Genomic DNA, 19012 nt, shown 5'->3' with positions numbered 1-19012 from the left:
AAAGTCCGCTGCTGAAGATCCGGGCGGCTTCCATAAGGGGAGATTTATATGGTGATCCGTCTTTTTGTTTCCCGCGCTGCGGTAGGCCTTGTCGCCATGGGCCTTGGCGTGGCCGTTTCGGGCGAAGCCTTCGCTCAGGCCAATGTGCTGAAGGAATGCGGATCTCGTTATCAGGCCAAAAAGGCCGCCAATGAACTCGCCGGCCAGAGCTGGCAGGATTTTTTGAAGGAATGCCGCGCTGGCCTCGCCGAGACGAAGCCCGCCGAGGCGGCTCCGGCGGCCGAGGCCGTAAAGCCCGAGGAGCCCTCGAAGCCCGCCGAAACCGCGAAGCCTGCCGAGGCCGCCCCGGCCCCCGAGGCCGCCAAGCCTGCTGAAGCCGCCAAGCCCGCCGAAGCCGCCAAGCCCGCCGAGGCCGCCAAACCCGCCGCCGACACGAAGGCCGCCACCCAGAGCCGCCAGAAGAAGTGCGCCGCGGAATGGAAAGAGAAGAAGGCGGAACTCGTCAAGGCCGACAAGAAGCTGACCTGGCCGAAATACTGGAGCGCGTGCAACAAGCGCCTCAAGGAAGCCGGAGAATAATCGGCTTCTCCCCCGCTTCGAAAGCGTCCGGCGATGTCGCTCGCCGGACGCTTTCTTTTTGCGCGAACACATCTTGCTCGTTGCACATCTTCGTGTCACAGGACTTCAAAAATAGGCATCTGTCGGAGGCTGGCGTGGATAAAGGCGAGTTGCGAAAGCTGCAGGCGTTCTTGCGTCGCTCCTTCGGCAATGAGGACATTCGCGTTTCGCTCGATCCGAAGAATACCGAGGTCGCCGCCGTCCATCTCGGCGAGCGCAAGATCGCGACCCTTTCGGTCGACGATGAAGACGGCGACCGTTCCTTCGCGTTCGAGATGAAGATTCCGGTCGGCCGGGAGGTGCTGCAATCCTATTTGCGGAAGCTCTTCGAGAACGACAAGCTGACAATCGTCGCGCGCGGCCGCAAGGTCGACTCGGTCGAGCTCAACACGGATGGCGAATTTCTGGGCGTGATTTCCGCCGACGACGCGAAGCTGTCGAGCTTCACGTTGCAGATCGCCATCCTGGATTTCGATCTCGAGGAAGAATGAGCGATCAGCGCTTTCTTCTGCGCGAGGTCATCTTCGCGATCAAAGCGCGCGCGCCGTCGTAAAGCGCATCCCAATGTTCGAGCAGCGCTGGCGGATAGCGCATTTCGACATCCAGTTCACCTTCACGAAACACCGAAATGCACGCTTCTCCCGGCGCGCCTGCGTCGGGCTTCGGGCAGCGGGCGAAAAAACTCCGCCCATCGGGCGGCGCGATAAGCAATTCTTCCGAATCATAGGGCGAGCCCTGCTCAAAACGCCGCAGGACGAGGCCGCCGGGCCCCTCGAGCGTCTCGGGCGCCAGGAAACGCGCATAGAGCTTGGCCGGCCGCTCGCTCGGATCGAGCCCGTCGTCCTTCGGCGTCAGGGTGATTGCGACGTGTGAAGCGGCGGCGCGATCCTTCGCCGAGAGCGGCGTGAATTGCGGAAACGAGGCGATGAAGGCGAGGTGGTCCGTGAGGCCGCCGGCGCCGGTCGACTCGTCGCGCGCATAGGCCCGGGCGTAGGAGTATTTCGCGCCCGCCAGCTCAGCCTGGATCAAGGCCTTCGGCGCCTCCTCACGCGCCAGGAAAAGCAGGGTCGCCCCAAAAGCGAGGACGATCGCCAACAGCGCGGAGGCGACGATCAACCGCACGGAGAGCGTCCCCGAAAAGCGTGCTCCCGGATCAACCCGTCACTCGCCATTCGCCGTTCTGGCGGCACGCCTGGCCCTTCGCTTCCTGGGGGCGGCCGTTAATAAACACCTTGTGCGTGTAGTCGCGGCAGGCGCCGCCCTCCGCGCCGGGCGTCACAAAGCCGTAGGCGCCGTTTTCGCCGCGCCAGCTCTTGCGGACGCCGGAGGAGACCGCCTCCTGCTGCGCGGCGATTGCGACGGCGCGATCTTTTTCGGTAAGCGATTGGCCGATGGCGCCGCCAATGACGCCGGGCGCGGGCGGCGGCGCGGCGGCGACCGGAGCGGCGGCGGCGATCGGCGGCTCAGGGGTTGAGTTGCAGGCGCTAACGCCGAAAGTCATAACGAGCAGGCTTATCGCCAAGGTCGCTTTCGCGCGCATCGTCGACAAATTCATTCTCCGCCTGTCCTGATCTTCGCCCCTCATGCAGGATCGAAGCGCGGCTGTCAAAATCCCGGCAGCCGCAGCGTCGCGCGCATGCCGCCGGCCGGGCTGTCGTCCAGCTCCAGCGCGCCGCCATAGGCTGCGGCGAGGTCGACGACGATCGAGAGCCCAAGTCCTGATCCAGGCTTGGTTTCGTCCAGCCTGCGACCCCGTTCGGTCGCCTGCGCGCGCAGGTGACGCGCGAGGCCGGGGCCGTCGTCGTCGATGACGACGGTCAGCGCGCCGCGCCCTGCGCCGCAGGTTGAGGATTCGACTCGCACGGCGATCGAGACCTGCGCGTGCGCCCATTTCCCGGCATTGTCGAGAAGATTGCCGATCATCTCCTCGAGATCCTGCCGCTCGCCCAGGAAGCGGGCGTCTTGGGCGATTTCGCTCGAAAAGGCGACGCCGCGGCCGTTATAGATCTTCGTGAAGGCGCGCAGCAGCGCCTCGATGCAAGGCGCGACGGGCGTCGCCGCGCCGAGCGCGCCGCCGCGCGCCGCCGCGCGGGCGCGGTCGAGATAGAAGGAAATCTGGTCGCGCATGATGCGCGCCTGTTCGCTCACCTTGTCCGCGAGGGCGGAGGGCGCCGCGTCGGCTTCGTTCATCATGACGCTCAAGGGCGTTTTGAGCGCATGAGCGAGATTGCCGACCTGCGTGCGCGCACGCTCGAGAATGTCGCGATTGGCGCTGATGAGCAAATTCAACTCGTCGGCGAGTGGGGCGATTTCGCTCGGATAGGCGTCGGCGATGCGATCGCGCTCACCGCGTCGGATCAAGACGAGTTCGCGTTGCAACTGCCGCAGCGGGCGCAAGCCGAAACGCACTTGAAAGGCGGCGACCATCGCGAGCGCGATGGCGAGCGTCGCGAAGGCGACGATAAGCTCGAAGCGGAAGCGTGCGATCTGCTCTTCTATTTCCTCGCTGCTCGCCGCGACCTGCACCAGATAGATGCCGGTGTCGCCGGCGTCGATCACGCGCTCGACGATGCGCAGCCGGCGTCCGTCCGGACCGAGGGCGTAGCCGCGCCGCGAGCCGCCGATCTCGGCCGGCACGCCGAGATCGGACAGCTTGGGAAGCCGTTCGGCGAAAAGCGACCGCGACGCCTTTATCTCATGCGCGGCGCCGTCCATCCGCGTGATCTGCCAGTACCAGCCTGAGCCGGGCAGCTCGAATTGCGGATCGCCGAGCTGGCCAGGCCCGGTTCGGCCCTCCTGGCCCGACTCCGAGACGTCGGCGACGATGGCTCGCAGATAAACGTCGAGGCGCCGTTCGAAGATTTCTTCCGCTTCCCGGCGATAATAGGCCGTGAAAAAGACGCTCGCGACGAGAAGCACCACAGAGCTCAGCGCCGCGGCCGTCAGGAAGAGGCGCGTCGCGATCGATCGTCTGGGAAAGCCGGGCAGGCGCATGGCGCTAATGCTTCCCGCCGCTCTCCTCCCGCGGCGGGGACGCCATGTAGCCCAGGCCGCGAACCGTCTGGATCAGGTCGACGCCGAGCTTCTTGCGCAGGCGGCCGACGAAGACCTCAATCGTGTTCGAGTCCCGGTCGAAATCCTGATCGTAAATATGTTCGATGATCTCGCTGCGCGACACGACTCGGCCGCTGTGATGCATGAGATAGGCGAGCAGCCTGTATTCGTGCGAGGTCAGTTTTACGGGCGCGCCGTCGACGACGACGCGGCCGGCCTTGGTGTCGAGTCTCACCGGCCCGCAGACGATTTCGTTCGTCGCATGCCCCGCCGCGCGGCGCAGCAGGGCGCGAATGCGCGCGAGAACCTCCTCCATGTGGAAAGGCTTCGCCACATAATCGTCGGCGCCGGCGTCGAAACCCTGCACCTTCTCGCTCCAGCGGTCGCGCGCAGTAAGGATCAAGACCGGCATGACGCGGCCGTTCGCGCGCCACTCCTCCAGCACGGTGATGCCGTCCTTCTTGGGCAGGCCGATGTCGAGCACGACGGCGTCATAGGTCTCGGTTTCGCCGAGGAACTGGCCTTCCTCCCCGTCGAAAGCCCGATCCACCGCATAGCCGGATTGCTCCAGCGCTTGCGCAATTTGTCGGTTCAAATCCTTGTCGTCCTCGACAATGAGCAGCCGCACCGCATTCCCTCCAAAATGAAACGCAGCTCAAGTCTCTTAATTATCCTTGCGGCCAGAATGCGGCTTCCCGGTCGCCGCGTCGAAGAGAACCCTGGCGATCCGGCCGTCCGGACGCAGCACGCTTATTTCGTAGATGAAGAAATCGTCGAGGCGGCAGAGCCGCGCGCCCAGCGCTTCGCCGCCATGTTCGCGCGCCGCGGCGCGCATGCAGACGAAGGGATCGGTGAGCTTGTGCGCTTCGATCTTTTCCCGAGTCTGGGCCGTGGAGAAGCATTGGCGATGCGGCGGCGCGCGCTCGGCCGCCTCTTCGGCGCGCGCGCAGCCGAACGCCGCCGCGAATGCGGCGGCGGCCAGGGCCCAGCGTGTCGTGAAGCAGGCGGCCGGCATTTTCTCTCCTCTGCGATACTCCGATTCCCGCCCTGAACGCGGCATGAACGCCCTCAAGCTATTCCGTGCGATCATGACGGCCTTCGGAGGGTTTCGCAAATCTAGCGGGGAAAGCGCAGCAGCGCCGAAATTCCGCCCGCGGGCGTCGTGGTCACGGCGCGCATGACGGCCATGAGGATCGCCGAAACCAGGGCGACGGCGCCGGCTTTCGGGTCGTCGAGAAAGGCGAACCAGTCCGTCGAGGCGAGAACGCCGAAAATCGCGACCAGCGCGGCGGCGAGATAGGTGCGGTATCCAGTCATGCAATTCTCCTTTGCAAGCATCAGGCGTGCGGCTGCGGTTCGCCGGCGGCGGCGAGCGCGGCTCGTAGCTGATCGGCGGTGGCGTGGAGTTCTGCCGCGATCTGCTCGACGGCGGCCGCGTCTGCGGCTTCCGCGCGCGCATAGGCGAGGTCGTGGGCGAGATATTGAATGCGCTCGACGGCCGCCGACGCGGTCATGCGCACGTCGTTGAAGGCTGCCATCAGATTGTCGAGGGTTGACATACCTGTTTCTCCTGTCGTGAAGCGGGCGGCGTTATCGCGCGACCGCCTGGAAATGCATCGGATCGATGTCGCCATTCGCGCCGCGCCAGATCAGGCCGGCGTCCTGGAAGCATCGGGCGGCTTCGAGTGGAATGAAGCCGGGCCGCCATTTTGAGCGGAACGGATTGTGTTGGGGGTCGATGTCGATGGCCGCGCCGAAACTGTGCGTGGACCAGGAAACGCTCGACCCGCGTTTGAGCCGCACCATCAGCGAGCCGCCTGTCAGGTGCAAACGATGCGCCTCTATGTCCTTCTGCGCGCCGTAAAGCGTCTTGATCGCGAGCAACGCCTCGCCAAAGGCGTCGCGGCATTTCCTGTGGAACCGCAGCTTCTTCACCGGCGGCCCCCAGGAGTACCGCATCTCGTAAGGCGGGATGAGATCGACGACGTTCTCGCGCTCCCATTCCGGATTGATCGAACCGTGCAGCACGGGGTCGCCGTAAAAATCGATCAACTCGGCTGGTTTGCGCTCATTCGGCCATTGCATGGAAATCCTTTCAGGCGCGCACGCGCCGTCCCGCGCGTTTCGCAGGTTTGCTTGAAAATCGGATCGGCGGATTCAGGCGGCGATGGTCGCCGCGAGTCGGAAGAGCGCATCGAGCGCCGCGTCGTCCAGGGCGAGGCCTTCCGCCAGCGCGTGGACGAACAGCCCGTCTCGCTCCACTTCGGTCGCGTATTCCCAGGCCAGAGCCAGCATCGGCTGATCAAGGCGTTGCGCTTCGACATAGGCGTCGACCGCGTTCAGCAGATTGCCGCCGAGCGGCGCCGGCGAACGCCGTAGCGCCTCTCGCGCCTGAAACATGGAAACCGCGACGGGTGCGCTTGCGATCTGTCCCGGCGGCGAGAAGACGAGGCCGTCATAACGCCAGCCGGGGCCGGCGTCAGCGGACGGAACAGCCTGCAAATCGCCGTCCGGAACAAAATCCTCGGCGGCTTCGATGACATTGACGACGAGGTCGCCGCAGATAAGCGCGAGACGCATGCCGCCTCCTAAAAATATTCGATGACGACCGCGAAGCCCGCCCCGCCGGCGCCGCCGGCGCCGCTGAGCGCGCCGTTCTGCGCGGCGCCGCCCCCACCGCCGCCGCCGCCGGGAAAGCCGCCCGCGCCGCCCGAGCCGGGGGTCGCAATGCCGGAGGCGCCGCCGCCGCCGCCAGCGCCGGCTTGTTCGATTGGTCCGGAGTCCGTCACGAAATTCCCCGCGCCCGCGCCGCCATTGGCGGCGCCTCCCGCGACGCCTGCCGTAGCCGCAAACTGCGCGCCGCCCACCCAGATGACGCCGCCCGCGCCGCCATTGCTTGCAGCGTTCGCAGCCGTGAGGCCGCCGCCCGCGCCGCCGCCCGACGGTCCGAAGACGCTGTTTCCTCCGTTAAATCCGCCGCCCGCCGCCGCGCCGCCCGCGCCGCCTGCGCCGCTGCCAAGCAGCGCGGTGCCGCCGCCCGCGCCCGCGCTGCCGCCATTGCCCTGGCTTTGCGCGCCGCCGCCGCCGGTCGCGCCGGATGCGTCGGCGCCTTTCACGGCGAAATTCGAGCCGCCGCCGCCGCCCGAACCTGTAGCGAGGCCGCCGCCGGCGCCCGCGCCGCCGCCAAAGGCCTTCAGCAGCGCCCCGAGCGACGTGTCGCCGCCCGCGGAGCCGTTCAGTCCGGGCGCCCCGTTGGTCGATTGCGAAGCGCCGCCGGCGCCCGCCGCGCCGATTGTGACGTTGCGCGAGACGCCGATCTGCGCGCTCGTGAATCGCCCGCGCGCAATGCCTCCCCCGCCCCCGCCTCCGCCGCCCGAAGCGCTGGCGCCGGCCGCCTGGCGTGCGCCGGAGCCGCCGCCGCCGCCCGCGCCGAACAGAATGACGTCGACGAAGCGCATGCCCGGCGCCGGGGTATAGACGCCGCTTGTGGCAAAGGTCTGGATCTTCGCAGGGCCGCCGCTTGGGAAAGTTACCGCGCCCGTATTTCGATCGACGACGATGGCGTCTTTCCACGTCGCGCCGTCGACTGAGACCTTCACGCGATAGTCGTCGTTTCCCGCAAGGCCCGCCTCGGCGCGGCCGGAATAATTCGATTGGTAGATCAACGAGGCGGTGTTCGAGCCGCTCTCCTTGTTGAGCGTGAGGCGCAGGTGGCCGGTTCCGCCGTCTCCAACCGCCCTCGCGGCGAAAAGGCCGGCATTGAGCTTTACGGAGAGCGGATTGGCGGCGTCCGCCGTCGTTCCGACGCCAAGCCGCGCCAGATTCTGCAGCTCGCGAAGGCCGGAGCCGAGGTCCGCCCAGTCTGCGCCATTGTAGAGCAGCAGGCGAGACTCGGCGGCGACATAGAGACGCCAGCCGGCTTGCGGCTGAAGAAAACTCCATGCGCCTGCGAGGAAGGCCGCGACCTGTTTGTCTTTCCCCGCAAAGGCTCCTGCGGCGCCCGCGCCGACAAGAACGCGGTCGCCTTCGCTGGGGGTGGCAGGCGGCGCGATCGCGCGCGCCGAGACCGCGAGATGCGCGACGACGTCGATCATCGCGAGCGCTTCATTGTGCGTGACGTGCTTTTGCGCTTGCGCCGCGTCGAGGAGCGGCAGCGCAAGATGAGTCGTTTGCGTCATTGGAAATCCTAAAGAACGGGAACCACGCTTCTGAAAGAAAAGCCGCGCCCGACGATGGCGCTCATCTGATAGAGCGATAGCGAAAGCGCGTTTTGCGGCGCGCCAAAATCCGAAAGCTCCTGCGCGGCCGGATAGAGGACAGAAGGCGCGGCCGTCGAGAGGGTGCGACTTCCAGTCGGCAGGACAATATCGGCTTCATAGCCCTCGATTGCTTCGCCGAGCGGAATGTCGACCACTTCCCAGGCGTCTGAATCGACGCGCGAGCGGCGGATGAAGTCGATGACGACGCCTGCCGGCGCTCGGCGCGCCCGCGCTTGCGTGGGCGCGTAGGGTTTCAGCGCTTTGGCCGTCGCCGTCGCCGTTATGCGCACATAGAGCGGATCGGCGATGTCGCGATCCGCGGGCCCGATGGCGTAAGTCACCGGCGCGCCGATCTCGGACACGCTTCGCGAGAGGGGAACCAATGCGTCGTCGAGGAGGACGACGGTCGAGCCCGCTGGCGCGACCCGGGCCGCAAGATGCGCCTCGCCGCCGAGCCCACGAAGGAAGCGCGAAAGGCGATAGGTTTTGTCGTCGACGAGCTCGGCCCGGGCGAATGAGAATATTTCCCAGGCGCCGTCCGCGCCGCATATCGCCATCGCCGTCTTCCCGGCCAGCGCCGCGCGGTCGTCGACTGATGCGAGCTGTCCGGCCGCGAAGCGAACTGTCACGCTCGATCCGTTATCGAAACGACCCACGGGCCCGGGCGGCAGCGCGTCCAGCGTATCGCCGATCATCGCGCGCTTCTCGATGACGCCGAGCGTCTCGGAGGCGGAGGAAGCGGCGTCCTTCACAATGGCGAGCGGACCCGGCCAGGGATCGGCGAACGCCGCCACATAGGAAAGCGCCGGCGTTGCGCGCGTGACCGCGAGATCGAGCGCGACGACGCGCGGCGGCCCCACGATCCTGGGCGACGCGACGGCGTTCTTTACGATCTTGCGCGCCGGCGTGTCATAGACGCCGGCGTCGACGGCGCGCGCGCCGACCTCGCGTGCGGCGCCGTCCGTGATCCGCTGGATCTGGAAGAGGCGTCCGCCGGCAGGGCCAAGACGCACGACGTCGCCCGGCTCCAGCGCCGCGAGGCCCGGCCCCAACGCGAATTCCGCGGTCTCGCGTCCGATCCACAAGTCCTGCAGCCAGATTTCGGCGAGCTTCTGAGCGTCCGCGCGATGCGTCATCACGGCCGCCTGCGCTTCGCTCTGCCGCGCGGATCGGCTTTCGGGTCGTCGCGCGAGCACGCGCGCTATCTGGAATTCATTTTCCGAATCCGCGTAGGTGAGGGCGATTTCGCGCGGCAGCTCGCTTTCCTGCGCGCGCGTCAGCGTGACGAGCGGCATCTCCCTGCCTGCGACGAGATCGTCTTCCGAAATCTCGCGCACGGGCTTTCCCCGGCGGTCCACAAAGTCGAGCCTGCCTGCGCCGGCAATGGCGTCGAACCCGTAAAGGGCGGCCAGCGGATCGATTGCCTCGCGCGGCGACATCGGCCTGTCGAGCACATAGCCGTCGACAAAGCCGGCGATCTTCGGCCTGTTGGCGACAAGCCCGGGCGCCTCTACGGCGCCTGCAAGCGTCATCGCCAGGCGATCGAGCGGGACGCCTTCCAGACGCCCATTCAGCCAGTGGCCGGTCTCCCAATTCGGACCGTCGCTCCAGACGCCGCTCTGCGTCGGAAAAGCGGGAAAGGGCCTCGCATCCCAGCACCAGACGTGAATTCTGTCAGGATCGACCATCGGCCCGCCATAGACGCTCGACGTCGGATTGGCTGAGGCCCCGCCGGAACGGGCGGGATCGAAATGCGTGACCATCGCCTCGATGAAGCGGGCCTGAATGAGATCGTCGCGGCCGTCGCGCGAGAAATAAGGCAAGCCGCCTTCGCTGGAGCGAGAGTCGGGGAACACATTCGGAGCGTTCGCGCCGCGATCGACGGCGGGACAGCCCGTCTCCGTTATCCAGATCGGCTTCGACTGCGGAACCCAGGCGGTCGGCTGCGAAAGCTCCGCGCCTCCGACGCGCTCATAATGCGGCAGCATCCAGAAGGAGAGGAAATCCTTCTGACGATAGACCCACGGCTTGCCAAGGCCATCCGTGATAGGCGTGCGAATCTGCGCTTCGCGCGCGGCGGCGTCCGTATAATACCAGTCATACCCTTCGCCGGACGCGACGCGCGACGAAAGATAATCGATATCATGGACGCCTGTCGCCAATCGCGCGTCGAGATGCGCATCGCCGTCGCGCCAGTCCGAGAGCGGCCAGTAGACGTCGACGCCGATGAAATCCACAGATGGCGACGCCCAGAACGGATCGAGCGGAAAGCGGAGCTCGCCCGGCGCGGGAACATGCGCGCCATACTCAGTCCAGTCGGCTGCATAGGATATTTTGGTCGAGGAGCCGAGAGTGGCTTTCACTTCCGCCGCCAATGTCGAAAGCGCGCTTACGAACGGGTACTGCCCCGGCCCCGAGCGCACGCGCGTCAGGCCGATGAATTCCGAACCAACGAGAAACGCGTCTACGCCGCCCGCCGCCGCGCAGAGATTCGCGTAATGCAGGATGAAACCGCGATAGCGCGTTATGAACGCGTCGATCTGCGCCGCCGCCGCCGGTGTTGCGTCCGGCGCGCCGGGACGGCCAGGCGCCGGATCGCATGTGATGCGCCCGCGCCAGGGAAAGGCCGGCTGCCCGGCCGTTCCAGTGTAGGGATTCGGCAGAGCATTGCTTGCCGGAATGTCCATCATCAGGAACGGATAGAAGACGACGGAAAGCCCCCGCGCCTTGAGATCGGCGATGGCGCCGGCCACCGACGCGTCGCTCGGCGTGCCGCCATAGGCCGAGCGTCCGTCGATCTGAGAGACGAGCGCCGCCATTGCGCGCGTTTGTCCGGCGACGCTCCAATCCGGCGGCCAGAAGGGACCCAGAATGTAGTTGAACTGGCCAATCGTCTTGAAACGTGCGTCGACACGCGGCGCGATGTTGCAATGCTGCGCGCGCAGATCGTCGCCGAACCAGGCGACGACGAGCGCAACGCTCTTAAGATTGGGACAGAGCGCCTGGAGCGCGTCTATGGAGGCCTCCCAATCGGTCTTCGCCGTCAATTGGTGTCGATTTTCGGCGTCCGTCGCGCCAGGCGCCCAGAAGTTGAGTTTGAGGGACGGCAGATAACCCGCTTCGGTCGCGCCGGGAATGAGGTCGACCGCGCGGATCATGTCGCCGAGGCCGGCGACCGGCTTCACCACCTCGAAAGTGAATTGTGGGATGCGATTGCCGAAGGGCGCGAGCGCAAGATCGTCAAAGACGATGTAGGCGAGGCCGCGATAGGCGGGCGCGTTTCCCGCGCCTTCCTTGGCGACGACGAGCGGATCGGGTTCCTGGTCCTCGGTTCCTTTATAAATGCGGATCGGCAGCGTCGTCATGTCGAGCTCGGCGCCGTCGGCCCATATCCGTCGCACAAAAGCGACGGGACCCCCGCAAAGGCCGATCGCGAAATTTGCGGAGTAAACATAGTTGAAATTGATCTTTTGCGGGCCCCCGCCGCCATTGCCCTTGCCGTTGCGGGGCTGCTGTTCAAAAGCGACATTGATGCGCTCGAGGAAACGCGTCGCCCAGATCATCTGGCCGCCGATGCGCGCGCGCCCATAGACGCGCGGGACGCCGGCCCCCTCGGTCGAGGCGACGCCGTCCATCGATTTGAGGCGCGGCCCCACGCTGTAGCGCGGCGAAGCGTGCGGCTTCAGCGCCTGATCGATCAGCCCGCCGCCCAGGCCGCCGAGCAGGCGGCCGACGGCGCCGCCGATGGGCCCGCCAATTGCGCCGCCTACGACCGAGCCGATCGTTTGAAGAACCAGCGTCGCCATTTTCAAATTCTCTGTTGATGAGGAAGGTCAATCGTCGACGCCCGGAAAGGCGAAAGCGGCCGCGATGCGCTTGCACCAATGCGCGCCGATCGGAACTTCCGCCACGCAGGCGCCGCTATGGGCGTGCGCCATATGCGTGCGCGAGGTTGCGACGCCGAGATGTCTTGCGGGCAGGTGTTCCCGAAAGCGAAAGACGATTACGTCTCCCGCTCGGAAATCCGAGCAGGGGATGGGCGTAAAATGTCGCTGCGCGGCGTCGAGCAGCGTCTCGACGCCGAGAGCTTCGCTCCAGTCCGGCGTGTAGGGCGGCGTCGCTTCGGGCTCGTCGCCGACCACCTCTCGCCAAACCCCGCGCACGAGGCCAAGGCAGTCGCAGCCGACATGAATGAGCGACGCCTGATGCCGGTAGGGCGTGCCGATCCAGCGCCGTGCCGCCGCAACGATGTCGGCCCGCGTCATCGAAAGAAACTCCCGCCGTCCATCGCCTTCGCCAGCGAATTCGGATAGGCGATGACGCGGTCGTTTCCGGGCATATGTGGAAAGCCGCGAAAGTTGACGATGTTGTCGAATTTCGCCTGGCAGGCCGAAGGCGATTTGTCGCAACCGGCGTGCAGTGTCGCCGTATCGCCTGTCAGGATCTTCGCGCCGGGCGGCGTCCACAACCCGATCGTCGCGTGTGAATCCTGTTGGAGATGCGTCTTGATCGTGAGCCTTGCGCCGGCATTGCCGCCGCTCGTGAATGTCAGCGCGCCTCCCGCGAAAAAGCCCGTCTCGAACGACGCCGCGAGTCTGAGCGTCAACACGCCTCCCTCAAAAGCGCCGACTACGCCGGTCGTATGAAAGGCTGCGTCCGCAAGGTTTACGCCGCAACGCGCATCGCCCAGTTCGGCCGCGCAGCCGCGCTGGAAGGAGCGCCCCTGTTGCTGATCGAAGAGATGGGCGCTTGAGCGCAGCTCGGCGCTGAAGACGTTCTCGCTGCGCCTGACCTCGCCGATCGTCGCCACGTCGAGTAGCGTTCTGTCCTCCACATTGGACCAGTCGACGAGCCAAACCTCGACCGAGGCGCCGTCATAGAGGCCGTTAAGCAGGTCGCTCTCGATCAGCCCTCCGTCGGTCAGCGCGCCGGTCGCCTCGGCGCCGCCGACGGCGAGGCCCAGCGTCGACTCGATCTGCGACGCCGACAGTCCCGTATTCGCGCGAAAGGCCACGCCGTTGAAGGCGAGGTCGCGGTCGTGATCGGTGAAGCCCAGGATGACGCCATCACGTCGCGCGAGACGCCAGCAATGGCAGAATGTCGTCGCGCGCGCGTCGAGTTTTGCCTGCATCGAGGCGGAGAGTTGCCGCATGAGCGTTCCTCAGGGGATGATTTCAATCAGGGGTATCTTCGGAATCGCTCCGGCCTCGAAGGCCTGCATGTCGATTTCAAGGAAATCCGTGTCGAAGCGCACGGGCACGTCGAAGCGATAGCCCGCCGTAACGGATGCTCCTGGCGGGGGGATATGATCCGTCGCAAAGGTGACGACGCCCGTTGTCGCGTCGACGCTGAATTGCGTCGCCGTCTTCTCAACCCCGTTCACCGCCATGCGCACCGTGCCGGAGACGGGCTTGGCGATAACGCGCACATAGGCGGTAAATGCGCCGCCATAGGCTTTGACGAGTTGAAAGGCGGCGCGAACGCCGTCTCCCTTTCCGAGCGTTTGATCCGTCGGCGCCGGCGTTGCGCCCGGAGCGCATGACGCGAAATCGGCGCGATCGCGCCAGCGAAATCCGTAAAGCCGGCCGCGCCGCTCCTCGAAGAACTCGATGACTTGCGCGAGTTGCGCCAAATTCTTGACGCCATATCCCGCTTCGTAGCGGCGTCGCGAATGCGCCCAGCGGGCGTTGCGCGACTCGCGGTTGGAGCCGAGCGTCACAATTTCCGTGCGTCGCTCCGGCCCGCCTCGTCCATGAAGCGAAACGTCGAGAGGGAAGCGAATCTCGTGGAAGTCGCTCATGCCGTCCTCACAGATTGCGCTGGCCGCGCGCGACCGCCCGCGCGAGGGCGCCGGTGATCTGCGCTTCCGAGCGCCGGAAGCTGTCGACGTCCTGCGCGGCGATGTTGACCGTGACGGAAACGGGACGCGTCTCTCCGCCTTGCGCGACCACGCCGAGGCGTCCGTCGGAACCGCGCGCGAGCGGCATGATCGCCTCCGCGCCGCGCTCGCCCATGAGCCCCATCGCGCCGCCATTGGCGAAATAGGCTGGGCTCGCGATGACCCCGCCCTCCGCAAAGGGCGTCACGGGCTGATCGCCGCCGAAGGCGTTGGCGAAGACGCCGCTCAATCCGGAGACGAGTCCCTCGGTTAAACTGCGGGTTGCGTCGCGCAAGGCGAGTCGCGCAAGAGACTGCGACAGGGCGGCGAGCGTCTCGTTGAAGTTTTTCCCGCTCGACGCGGCTGCGCCGAAGCCGGTCATCAGCGTGCGCGTCGCCTTCTCGCCGGATGCGTTGATCTGATCGAGAAGCTGCTTCATCGATGCAAGATCATGCATGGCGAGCGGCGCCGACGCGCTCGGCTGGTTGAAAACGTCGGGGAAATTGTCGCCGTTATCCATCTTGCGCTCCATCGGGAAAATCGCGCATCAGCGCGTCGAGCGTTGCGCGTGACGGCGGGCCGGCCGCACGCCCATAGACGCCCTCCGCCGCCGCTTGCAGTTCGCGCGGCGTCATCGACCAGAAATCTTCCGGCGCCAGCCGCAGGACGCCCAGGCCAAAGGCCATGGCGCGCGAAAAGGGAAAGGGCGCGCACGGGGAGGACGGGCGCGCTTCCGCTTCGCTTTTCGCTATCGGGCGTCCTGCGGCGTCGGAGGGTTTGCGGCGTGCGTCTCCGGCGCGTCGCCGAACGTCACGGCGAGAAGGCGCGCCGCGATCCGCACATAGCCTGCAAGGCCCCCCGATACTTTCATGCGTGAAACGTCTTCGTCCGTGACCTCGTGGCCCGCGCCGCGCAGGCCGCAGCCGATGATGCGCAGAATGTCGCGAGCCGAGAGACGGTTCGCCTCGAAGCGGTTGGCGAGCGCGACCAGATCTGCGGCGCCCATGCCGCTTTCGAGCTCGGCGAGCGCGCCGAGCGTGAGACAGAGCGTGTAGGTTTTTCCGTCGAAATCAGCCTCGACTTCGCCGCGCTTTGCGTTGGCCATGACCGTCGTCTCTTCGTGTCAGATCGGCGTGAAGGCGACCGCGCCCGCCGAGTCGAGCGATATGTCGAACGTCACTTCTGCCGCATGCTCGCCGCGATAATCGAGATTGGAAATCTGAAACGGACCTTCGAGCACGCCGAGACCGGGAATGACGATCTGCCAATCCCGCAACAGATTGTCGAAAAAGACCTCGCGCAGAAGAATGTCTGAGGCCTGGTCCTTGAAGATCCCGGTCCCCGAGACGCTCGCGCGACGCAGGCCCGCGCCGCCAAGGAGTTCGCGCCAGCGTCCGGCGGACTCCGCATCGGTCACGTCGACCGTGTCGGCGTTGAGCGCGAGGCGGCGGGTGCGCAACCCGCCGATGGTGACGAAGGCGCTCGCGCCGTCGCTGATTTTAAGGAGAAGATCCTTGCCTTTTTGGGCGGCCATTTTTGCCCTCTATTGGAATTCGGTTGTTGCGCGGAAGAGAATGGAGACGCGGGCGAAGCGGCCGCTCTGGTCGCGTCTCGCCCCCATGGAGACGAAACGCAGATCGATGAGCGCGTGGCCGTCGAGGATAAGCGGCGCCTCGTCGAGGCGATCGACGACTTGTTGCGCGAGCCCCAGTGCGGATCCCAGACCGCGTTGCGTCGTGACGACCGCAAGAGTCAGAAGCTGTTCGGCGCCGCGCGAGGCGCCCGCCGACCAGTCCCGCATCTGCGTTTCCGCGAAAAGCACGTAGGGCGGCTCGGCGTTGCGCGGAACCTCGTCGAAGATCTTGACGCCGCCCATCGCGGCGTCCGTAAGGAGATGTGCGCGTATCGCCTTGCGCAACGCGATGATGGGGGAAGCGCTCATCGGCGGCTCCTCATGAAATTTCCTCGCACAGGCATGTCACGAAGCGCCGCGTCTCGTCCCTGTCTTCGACGCTCCTGACGATGAGGACTCGTCCTCGGAACAGGACGCGCATCTGGCTCGTGACGTCGCCGCGCCAACGGATCGTGACCACGCATCGTTTCGCTTGTTCGAGACGCTGCTCGGCGAATTGCTCCTGTGCGCCCGGCGTCTCAATTCGCGCCCAGACTTGCGCCAACGGCGCGAAGCTTCGGTTGATTCCGCCAATGTCGTCCGGCGCGTCGACCGGCGCCTCTATCGTCACCCGCTGGCGCAATTGGCCAATCGTCGGATGCGCGCTCATAACAGACGCTCCCGACGATAGGGCGCCGCGAGTTGGGCGACGGCCTTGGGCAGCGGGTCGTCCGCGTCGTCGCCACGCTTCTCGCGCCAATGCGCCGCGAGGATCAGGATGGCGCGGCGCAGCGGTTCGGGCGTCTGGCTTGCGAGCGCGCCGTAACCGACGACGAAGTCGATTTCGACGCCGTCGGCGCTTCGTCCTGCTGCGGGCGGCGCCGGATTGAAGATCACGCGCCCGCCATCGTTCGCGCCAGGCGCGCGATAGCTCGTTGCAGGGACGATCTGGACATTGTCGTTCGCGTCGAAGACGCGAATGGCGACAACGGACTGGAACGGCGCGAACGGAATTGCAAGCGTCGAGGTTGCGCCTACGCTTCGAGGCCAGGAGTCGAAGACCAGGCGCCAGCTCTGGGTGACGAAGAAGCGCCGCGTATAGGCTTCGAGCGTCATGCGTGCGGAGACGATCAGCGCCTGAATGAGCTGATCTTCCTCGCCGCCATCTTCTCGCAGCCATAATTTCGCTTCCGCGAGCGAGACGGGCTCAATCGCGGGCGCGCCGATGAGCATGGGTCGCATGCCGGCTCCACTTTGAAGGGTTTGGAAACCGCGGCGTCGCCGCCGCGGATGAGCCAATCAGGAAACGCCGAATTTGAGGAGCTTGAGCGCCTCGAAATTCTGCACGCCGCCGCCGACGCGCTTCGTCGTGTAGAAGAGCACATAGGGCTTGGCGGAATAGGGATCCCGCAGAACGCGAACGCCCACGCGATCCACGACGACATAGCCCCTCTCAAAATCGCCGAAAGCGATGGAGAGGCTGTTCGCCGCCGGATCCGGCATGTCCTCAACTTCGACGACGGGGAAATTCATCAGCGACGCTGAAGCGTCCGCTGTCGCGGGCGGCGCCCAGATATAGTCGCCGGTCGTGGTCTTGAACTGCCGCACCAGAGACTGCGCGCGGCGACCCATCGCGAATTTGCCGTTTTGACGATAGCCCGCGCGCAACGCATAGACGAGATTGAAGAGCGCGTCGGAAGGATTTGTCGCCGCGAAGGCGCCGGAGACGCCGGTCGCGACATAGCCGATATTGCCCCAGGTCCAGCTCGCGTCGGCGACGATCGGATACGCCAGGAAGCCCTTGGGCTTGTTGACGCCGTCGCCATTGACGAAGGCGGCGCCTTCCTGTTCGGCGAAGGCGACCTGCACTTCGTCGGCGATCCACTGCTCGATGTCGACGACGGCGTCGTCGAGCAGCGCCTGCGTCGCCGCCGGCATGGCGTAAAGCTCCATGGCCGGGAAGGTCATGTCGGCGATCTGCTGGTTGGCGGTCTGGGGGCGCGGATCGGTTTCCGTGACCCAGCCGGCGGCCGGGCCGGTCGTCGAGTAGGCGCGGCGCAGCGATTGCGTCGAAATCTCCTGCACGCTGGCGATCGAGCGGATAGGCGAGAATTTTGCAAGGCGCCGCAGAATCTCGCGCTCTGCCGGCACAGGCACGAGATAGCCGCCGTCCGGCCCGGAGCCGCGCGACATCGCCTTGGCTTCGAGCGCCTTCAGGCCGCCCGCTTCGCCCGAGCGTATATAGTGATTGAAAGCTAATTTATGCTCGCGGGCGCCATGATCCTCGGCCGGCGCATTCCCGCCGATGCGCGGGCGGGAGAGATCGAGCGCCAGCCGGTCGAGCCGGCTCTTGGTTTCGTCGAGACTCTGGTCGATGCGCGCGAGCTTTTCCTCGGTGACGACGTCCGCTCCCATGCGCGTTTCAAGCTGGGCGAGACGTTCGTCATTCGCTTCCTTGAAGGCTGCGAAGGCGCGGTTGAGATCGGAGACGATTTCGTCCCCGGCGGATTTCAGTTCGAGAGATGACATCAATGCCTCATTTGGGCGCGCGTCGGCGTTGCGCGCCGAAAACCGGCGCGCAACGTCTCAAGCGCGAGGGATAGCCGTCTGCGATGCGGTCCGCGCCGGACGGCGGCGGCGTAGAGAGATTGGCTTAAAAGGGCGAGCGCGCCCCAAAGCGTTCGAGCTTGCGTTGGAAGCTTGACGCCGCTTCCTGCGCTTTCCTGCGCAAGAGCCGGGTTTCATGCGCGAGCCTTGGCGCACGTTTGACGGCGCCGATGCGCGCCTGCGTCAGCATGGGAAAGGTCACGATCGAAACTTCCCATAGATCGACTTCCTGCAGACGGCGCAGGCCATTGGTCTTGTCGGTCGTGGCGCGCTTGGTGCGGAAGCCTATGGAAAGGCCGTCTACGGCCCCGGATCTGACGAGCGAGAGCGCCTCGCGAGCGCGGGCGACGGAGAGGTCGAGCCGTCCCACAACCTTCAGACCCTTGGCGTCCTCCAGGATGGAGGTCCAGACGCCGATCGGCTCTGCGGCGTCGTGCTGCCAAAGCATCTTCACACCCGTGGCCCCGCGTTTCGCGAGCGAGCGCGCAAAGGCGCCTGGCGACACAATGTCGCCGCCGCTGTCCGCGACGCCGAAAAGAGAGGCGTAGCCTTCGATGATCCCCGCCGGGCTCACATGCGACAGCGGCAGCTCCGCGCGCTTGGTTTCGCGCGCCGCCATCAGCCTTTCTCCGTGGAAATCGCGCTGCGCGCATGCATCTGCGCCAGCACATGAACGAAGGCCTTGAAAATTTCGGCGTGATCGTCGGGTCGTCGGGCCGGGCGCCGGCGTCCGCGCTTCTGAAAGGGCAGGCGGAATTTTCTGTGCGTCATGGGTCGCTCCCACAGCGGCGGTTGAAACGCGCGAGTTCGCGAACGAAGGCGTCGAGACGCCGGGTCGCCTCGCTGACCTCGCGCATGGCGAGATACGCCTGCGCCGTCGCGACGCAGGCCCAAAGAAAGAGCGCGAGATGGGCGAGATCGCCGCGCTCGAGAATGGCGTTGAGTATGTCGGTCATTTGCGTCCTCCGGCGCCGGGCGAGGCCG

General features: G+C 66.0%; 26 protein-coding genes. 2 read left to right on the top strand and 24 right to left on the bottom strand.

From position 1 onward, the window contains the following. Nucleotides 1-48: 48 nt before the first annotated feature. Together ACNHKD_RS17315 and ACNHKD_RS17310 are read left to right on the top strand one after the other, a co-directional pair. On the top strand, nucleotides 49-579 hold the full coding sequence (locus ACNHKD_RS17315; RefSeq protein WP_442754728.1) for a hypothetical protein: 531 nt from the start codon (nucleotides 49-51) through the stop codon (nucleotides 577-579). Nucleotides 580-713: 134 nt separating this feature from the next. Beyond that, nucleotides 714-1109: a DUF3126 family protein gene (locus tag ACNHKD_RS17310; RefSeq protein ID WP_442754727.1), complete on the top strand. Its 396-nt coding sequence runs from the start codon at nucleotides 714-716 to the stop codon at nucleotides 1107-1109. Between the two features lie 4 nt (nucleotides 1110-1113). Here ACNHKD_RS17310 and ACNHKD_RS17305 read toward each other — a convergent pair whose 3' ends face one another. The 24 genes from ACNHKD_RS17305 to ACNHKD_RS17190 form a co-directional block, all read right to left on the bottom strand. After that, complete coding sequence (locus tag ACNHKD_RS17305; RefSeq protein WP_442754726.1) at nucleotides 1114-1740, bottom strand: hypothetical protein; 627 nt, start codon at nucleotides 1738-1740, stop codon at nucleotides 1114-1116. Nucleotides 1741-1771: 31 nt separating this feature from the next. Beyond that, nucleotides 1772-2173: a hypothetical protein gene (locus ACNHKD_RS17300; RefSeq protein WP_442754725.1), complete on the bottom strand. Its 402-nt coding sequence runs from the start codon at nucleotides 2171-2173 to the stop codon at nucleotides 1772-1774. 50 nt (nucleotides 2174-2223) lie between these two features. Then, a complete protein-coding gene (locus tag ACNHKD_RS17295) occupies nucleotides 2224-3612 on the bottom strand; it encodes an ATP-binding protein (protein ID WP_442754724.1) in 1389 nt (462 codons plus the stop codon). A gap of 4 nt (nucleotides 3613-3616) precedes the next feature. After that, complete coding sequence (locus tag ACNHKD_RS17290) at nucleotides 3617-4300, bottom strand: response regulator transcription factor (RefSeq protein ID WP_442754723.1); 684 nt, start codon at nucleotides 4298-4300, stop codon at nucleotides 3617-3619. Nucleotides 4301-4336: 36 nt separating this feature from the next. Further along, the gene (locus ACNHKD_RS17285) at nucleotides 4337-4687 is read right to left on the bottom strand and encodes a PepSY domain-containing protein (protein ID WP_442754721.1); all 351 of its coding nucleotides are present in this window, start codon (nucleotides 4685-4687) and stop codon (nucleotides 4337-4339) included. 101 nt (nucleotides 4688-4788) lie between these two features. After that, nucleotides 4789-4989 (bottom strand): hypothetical protein, encoded by a 201-nt coding sequence (locus tag ACNHKD_RS17280; protein ID WP_442754720.1) that lies wholly within the window; start codon nucleotides 4987-4989, stop codon nucleotides 4789-4791. A gap of 20 nt (nucleotides 4990-5009) precedes the next feature. Then, nucleotides 5010-5231: a hypothetical protein gene (locus tag ACNHKD_RS17275; protein ID WP_442754719.1), complete on the bottom strand. Its 222-nt coding sequence runs from the start codon at nucleotides 5229-5231 to the stop codon at nucleotides 5010-5012. 31 nt (nucleotides 5232-5262) lie between these two features. Next, nucleotides 5263-5757 (bottom strand): M15 family metallopeptidase, encoded by a 495-nt coding sequence (locus tag ACNHKD_RS17270; RefSeq protein WP_442754718.1) that lies wholly within the window; start codon nucleotides 5755-5757, stop codon nucleotides 5263-5265. Nucleotides 5758-5829: 72 nt separating this feature from the next. Beyond that, nucleotides 5830-6252, bottom strand: coding sequence for a hypothetical protein (locus tag ACNHKD_RS17265; protein WP_442754717.1), 423 nt, complete (start codon nucleotides 6250-6252; stop codon nucleotides 5830-5832). A gap of 8 nt (nucleotides 6253-6260) precedes the next feature. Continuing rightward, complete coding sequence (locus tag ACNHKD_RS17260) at nucleotides 6261-7850, bottom strand: DUF2793 domain-containing protein (RefSeq protein WP_442754716.1); 1590 nt, start codon at nucleotides 7848-7850, stop codon at nucleotides 6261-6263. A gap of 8 nt (nucleotides 7851-7858) precedes the next feature. After that, the gene (locus ACNHKD_RS17255; protein ID WP_442754715.1) at nucleotides 7859-11737 is read right to left on the bottom strand and encodes a baseplate multidomain protein megatron; all 3879 of its coding nucleotides are present in this window, start codon (nucleotides 11735-11737) and stop codon (nucleotides 7859-7861) included. A gap of 27 nt (nucleotides 11738-11764) precedes the next feature. Then, on the bottom strand, nucleotides 11765-12196 hold the full coding sequence (locus tag ACNHKD_RS17250) for an NlpC/P60 family protein (RefSeq protein ID WP_442754714.1): 432 nt from the start codon (nucleotides 12194-12196) through the stop codon (nucleotides 11765-11767). Then, nucleotides 12193-13083, bottom strand: coding sequence for a DUF2163 domain-containing protein (locus ACNHKD_RS17245; RefSeq protein ID WP_442754713.1), 891 nt, complete (start codon nucleotides 13081-13083; stop codon nucleotides 12193-12195). The genes ACNHKD_RS17250 and ACNHKD_RS17245 overlap by 4 nt, the downstream gene beginning before the upstream one ends. A 9-nt stretch (nucleotides 13084-13092) precedes the next feature. Next, nucleotides 13093-13731 (bottom strand): phage distal tail protein, Rcc01695 family, encoded by a 639-nt coding sequence (locus ACNHKD_RS17240; RefSeq protein WP_442754712.1) that lies wholly within the window; start codon nucleotides 13729-13731, stop codon nucleotides 13093-13095. Between the two features lie 7 nt (nucleotides 13732-13738). Next, complete coding sequence (locus tag ACNHKD_RS17235; protein ID WP_442754711.1) at nucleotides 13739-14329, bottom strand: phage tail tape measure protein; 591 nt, start codon at nucleotides 14327-14329, stop codon at nucleotides 13739-13741. After that, a complete protein-coding gene (locus ACNHKD_RS17230) occupies nucleotides 14322-14561 on the bottom strand; it encodes a rcc01693 family protein (RefSeq protein WP_442756925.1) in 240 nt (79 codons plus the stop codon). The genes ACNHKD_RS17235 and ACNHKD_RS17230 overlap by 8 nt, the downstream gene beginning before the upstream one ends. Continuing rightward, nucleotides 14558-14914: a gene transfer agent family protein gene (locus ACNHKD_RS17225; RefSeq protein ID WP_442754710.1), complete on the bottom strand. Its 357-nt coding sequence runs from the start codon at nucleotides 14912-14914 to the stop codon at nucleotides 14558-14560. The genes ACNHKD_RS17230 and ACNHKD_RS17225 overlap by 4 nt, the downstream gene beginning before the upstream one ends. Nucleotides 14915-14932: 18 nt before the next feature. Further along, the gene (locus ACNHKD_RS17220) at nucleotides 14933-15343 is read right to left on the bottom strand and encodes a phage major tail protein, TP901-1 family (protein ID WP_442754709.1); all 411 of its coding nucleotides are present in this window, start codon (nucleotides 15341-15343) and stop codon (nucleotides 14933-14935) included. 9 nt (nucleotides 15344-15352) lie between these two features. Next, on the bottom strand, nucleotides 15353-15751 hold the full coding sequence (locus ACNHKD_RS17215; protein WP_442754708.1) for a DUF3168 domain-containing protein: 399 nt from the start codon (nucleotides 15749-15751) through the stop codon (nucleotides 15353-15355). Nucleotides 15752-15761: 10 nt separating this feature from the next. Continuing rightward, nucleotides 15762-16091 (bottom strand): phage head closure protein, encoded by a 330-nt coding sequence (locus ACNHKD_RS17210; RefSeq protein ID WP_442754707.1) that lies wholly within the window; start codon nucleotides 16089-16091, stop codon nucleotides 15762-15764. Next, entirely contained in the window at nucleotides 16088-16663 is a 576-nt protein-coding gene (locus tag ACNHKD_RS17205; protein ID WP_442754706.1) for a head-tail connector protein, read from the bottom strand. Before ACNHKD_RS17205 ends, ACNHKD_RS17210 begins: the two co-directional genes overlap by 4 nt. 57 nt (nucleotides 16664-16720) lie before the next feature. Beyond that, nucleotides 16721-17950, bottom strand: coding sequence for a phage major capsid protein (locus ACNHKD_RS17200; RefSeq protein WP_442754705.1), 1230 nt, complete (start codon nucleotides 17948-17950; stop codon nucleotides 16721-16723). A 124-nt stretch (nucleotides 17951-18074) separates the two neighbouring features. Beyond that, nucleotides 18075-18647, bottom strand: coding sequence for an HK97 family phage prohead protease (locus ACNHKD_RS17195; protein WP_442754704.1), 573 nt, complete (start codon nucleotides 18645-18647; stop codon nucleotides 18075-18077). After that, on the bottom strand, nucleotides 18647-18799 hold the full coding sequence (locus tag ACNHKD_RS17190; RefSeq protein WP_442754703.1) for a histidine kinase: 153 nt from the start codon (nucleotides 18797-18799) through the stop codon (nucleotides 18647-18649). The genes ACNHKD_RS17195 and ACNHKD_RS17190 overlap by 1 nt, the downstream gene beginning before the upstream one ends. Between the last annotated feature and the right edge of the window lie 213 nt (nucleotides 18800-19012).

Source organism: Methylocystis sp. JAN1 (assembly GCF_052186135.1).
Lineage (GTDB): Bacteria > Pseudomonadota > Alphaproteobacteria > Rhizobiales > Beijerinckiaceae > Methylocystis.
Note: the sequence above shows the minus strand (reverse complement) of the source record. Positions and strands in the feature narration are given on the sequence as shown.

What these genes read in the sequence shown, in the direction of transcription:
- ACNHKD_RS17205 (WP_442754706.1), bottom strand. Translation starts at nt 16,663, where the DNA reads ATGCGACCCATGCTCATCGGCGCGCCCGCGATTGAGCCCGTCTCGCTC.
- ACNHKD_RS17255 (WP_442754715.1), bottom strand. Translation starts at nt 11,737, where the DNA reads ATGGCGACGCTGGTTCTTCAAACGATCGGCTCGGTCGTAGGCGGCGCA.
- ACNHKD_RS17245 (WP_442754713.1), bottom strand. Translation starts at nt 13,083, where the DNA reads ATGCGGCAACTCTCCGCCTCGATGCAGGCAAAACTCGACGCGCGCGCG.
- ACNHKD_RS17250 (WP_442754714.1), bottom strand. Translation starts at nt 12,196, where the DNA reads ATGACGCGGGCCGACATCGTTGCGGCGGCACGGCGCTGGATCGGCACG.
- ACNHKD_RS17265 (WP_442754717.1), bottom strand. Translation starts at nt 6,252, where the DNA reads ATGCGTCTCGCGCTTATCTGCGGCGACCTCGTCGTCAATGTCATCGAA.
- ACNHKD_RS17235 (WP_442754711.1), bottom strand. Translation starts at nt 14,329, where the DNA reads ATGGATAACGGCGACAATTTCCCCGACGTTTTCAACCAGCCGAGCGCG.
- ACNHKD_RS17200 (WP_442754705.1), bottom strand. Translation starts at nt 17,950, where the DNA reads ATGTCATCTCTCGAACTGAAATCCGCCGGGGACGAAATCGTCTCCGAT.
- ACNHKD_RS17190 (WP_442754703.1), bottom strand. Translation starts at nt 18,799, where the DNA reads ATGACGCACAGAAAATTCCGCCTGCCCTTTCAGAAGCGCGGACGCCGG.
- ACNHKD_RS17215 (WP_442754708.1), bottom strand. Translation starts at nt 15,751, where the DNA reads ATGAGCGCTTCCCCCATCATCGCGTTGCGCAAGGCGATACGCGCACAT.
- ACNHKD_RS17315 (WP_442754728.1), top strand. Translation starts at nt 49, where the DNA reads ATGGTGATCCGTCTTTTTGTTTCCCGCGCTGCGGTAGGCCTTGTCGCC.
- ACNHKD_RS17240 (WP_442754712.1), bottom strand. Translation starts at nt 13,731, where the DNA reads ATGAGCGACTTCCACGAGATTCGCTTCCCTCTCGACGTTTCGCTTCAT.
- ACNHKD_RS17195 (WP_442754704.1), bottom strand. Translation starts at nt 18,647, where the DNA reads ATGGCGGCGCGCGAAACCAAGCGCGCGGAGCTGCCGCTGTCGCATGTG.
- ACNHKD_RS17260 (WP_442754716.1), bottom strand. Translation starts at nt 7,850, where the DNA reads ATGACGCAAACGACTCATCTTGCGCTGCCGCTCCTCGACGCGGCGCAA.
- ACNHKD_RS17275 (WP_442754719.1), bottom strand. Translation starts at nt 5,231, where the DNA reads ATGTCAACCCTCGACAATCTGATGGCAGCCTTCAACGACGTGCGCATG.
- ACNHKD_RS17280 (WP_442754720.1), bottom strand. Translation starts at nt 4,989, where the DNA reads ATGACTGGATACCGCACCTATCTCGCCGCCGCGCTGGTCGCGATTTTC.
- ACNHKD_RS17270 (WP_442754718.1), bottom strand. Translation starts at nt 5,757, where the DNA reads ATGCAATGGCCGAATGAGCGCAAACCAGCCGAGTTGATCGATTTTTAC.
- ACNHKD_RS17220 (WP_442754709.1), bottom strand. Translation starts at nt 15,343, where the DNA reads ATGGCCGCCCAAAAAGGCAAGGATCTTCTCCTTAAAATCAGCGACGGC.
- ACNHKD_RS17300 (WP_442754725.1), bottom strand. Translation starts at nt 2,173, where the DNA reads ATGAATTTGTCGACGATGCGCGCGAAAGCGACCTTGGCGATAAGCCTG.
- ACNHKD_RS17210 (WP_442754707.1), bottom strand. Translation starts at nt 16,091, where the DNA reads ATGAGCGCGCATCCGACGATTGGCCAATTGCGCCAGCGGGTGACGATA.
- ACNHKD_RS17285 (WP_442754721.1), bottom strand. Translation starts at nt 4,687, where the DNA reads ATGCCGGCCGCCTGCTTCACGACACGCTGGGCCCTGGCCGCCGCCGCA.
- ACNHKD_RS17295 (WP_442754724.1), bottom strand. Translation starts at nt 3,612, where the DNA reads ATGCGCCTGCCCGGCTTTCCCAGACGATCGATCGCGACGCGCCTCTTC.
- ACNHKD_RS17225 (WP_442754710.1), bottom strand. Translation starts at nt 14,914, where the DNA reads ATGGCCAACGCAAAGCGCGGCGAAGTCGAGGCTGATTTCGACGGAAAA.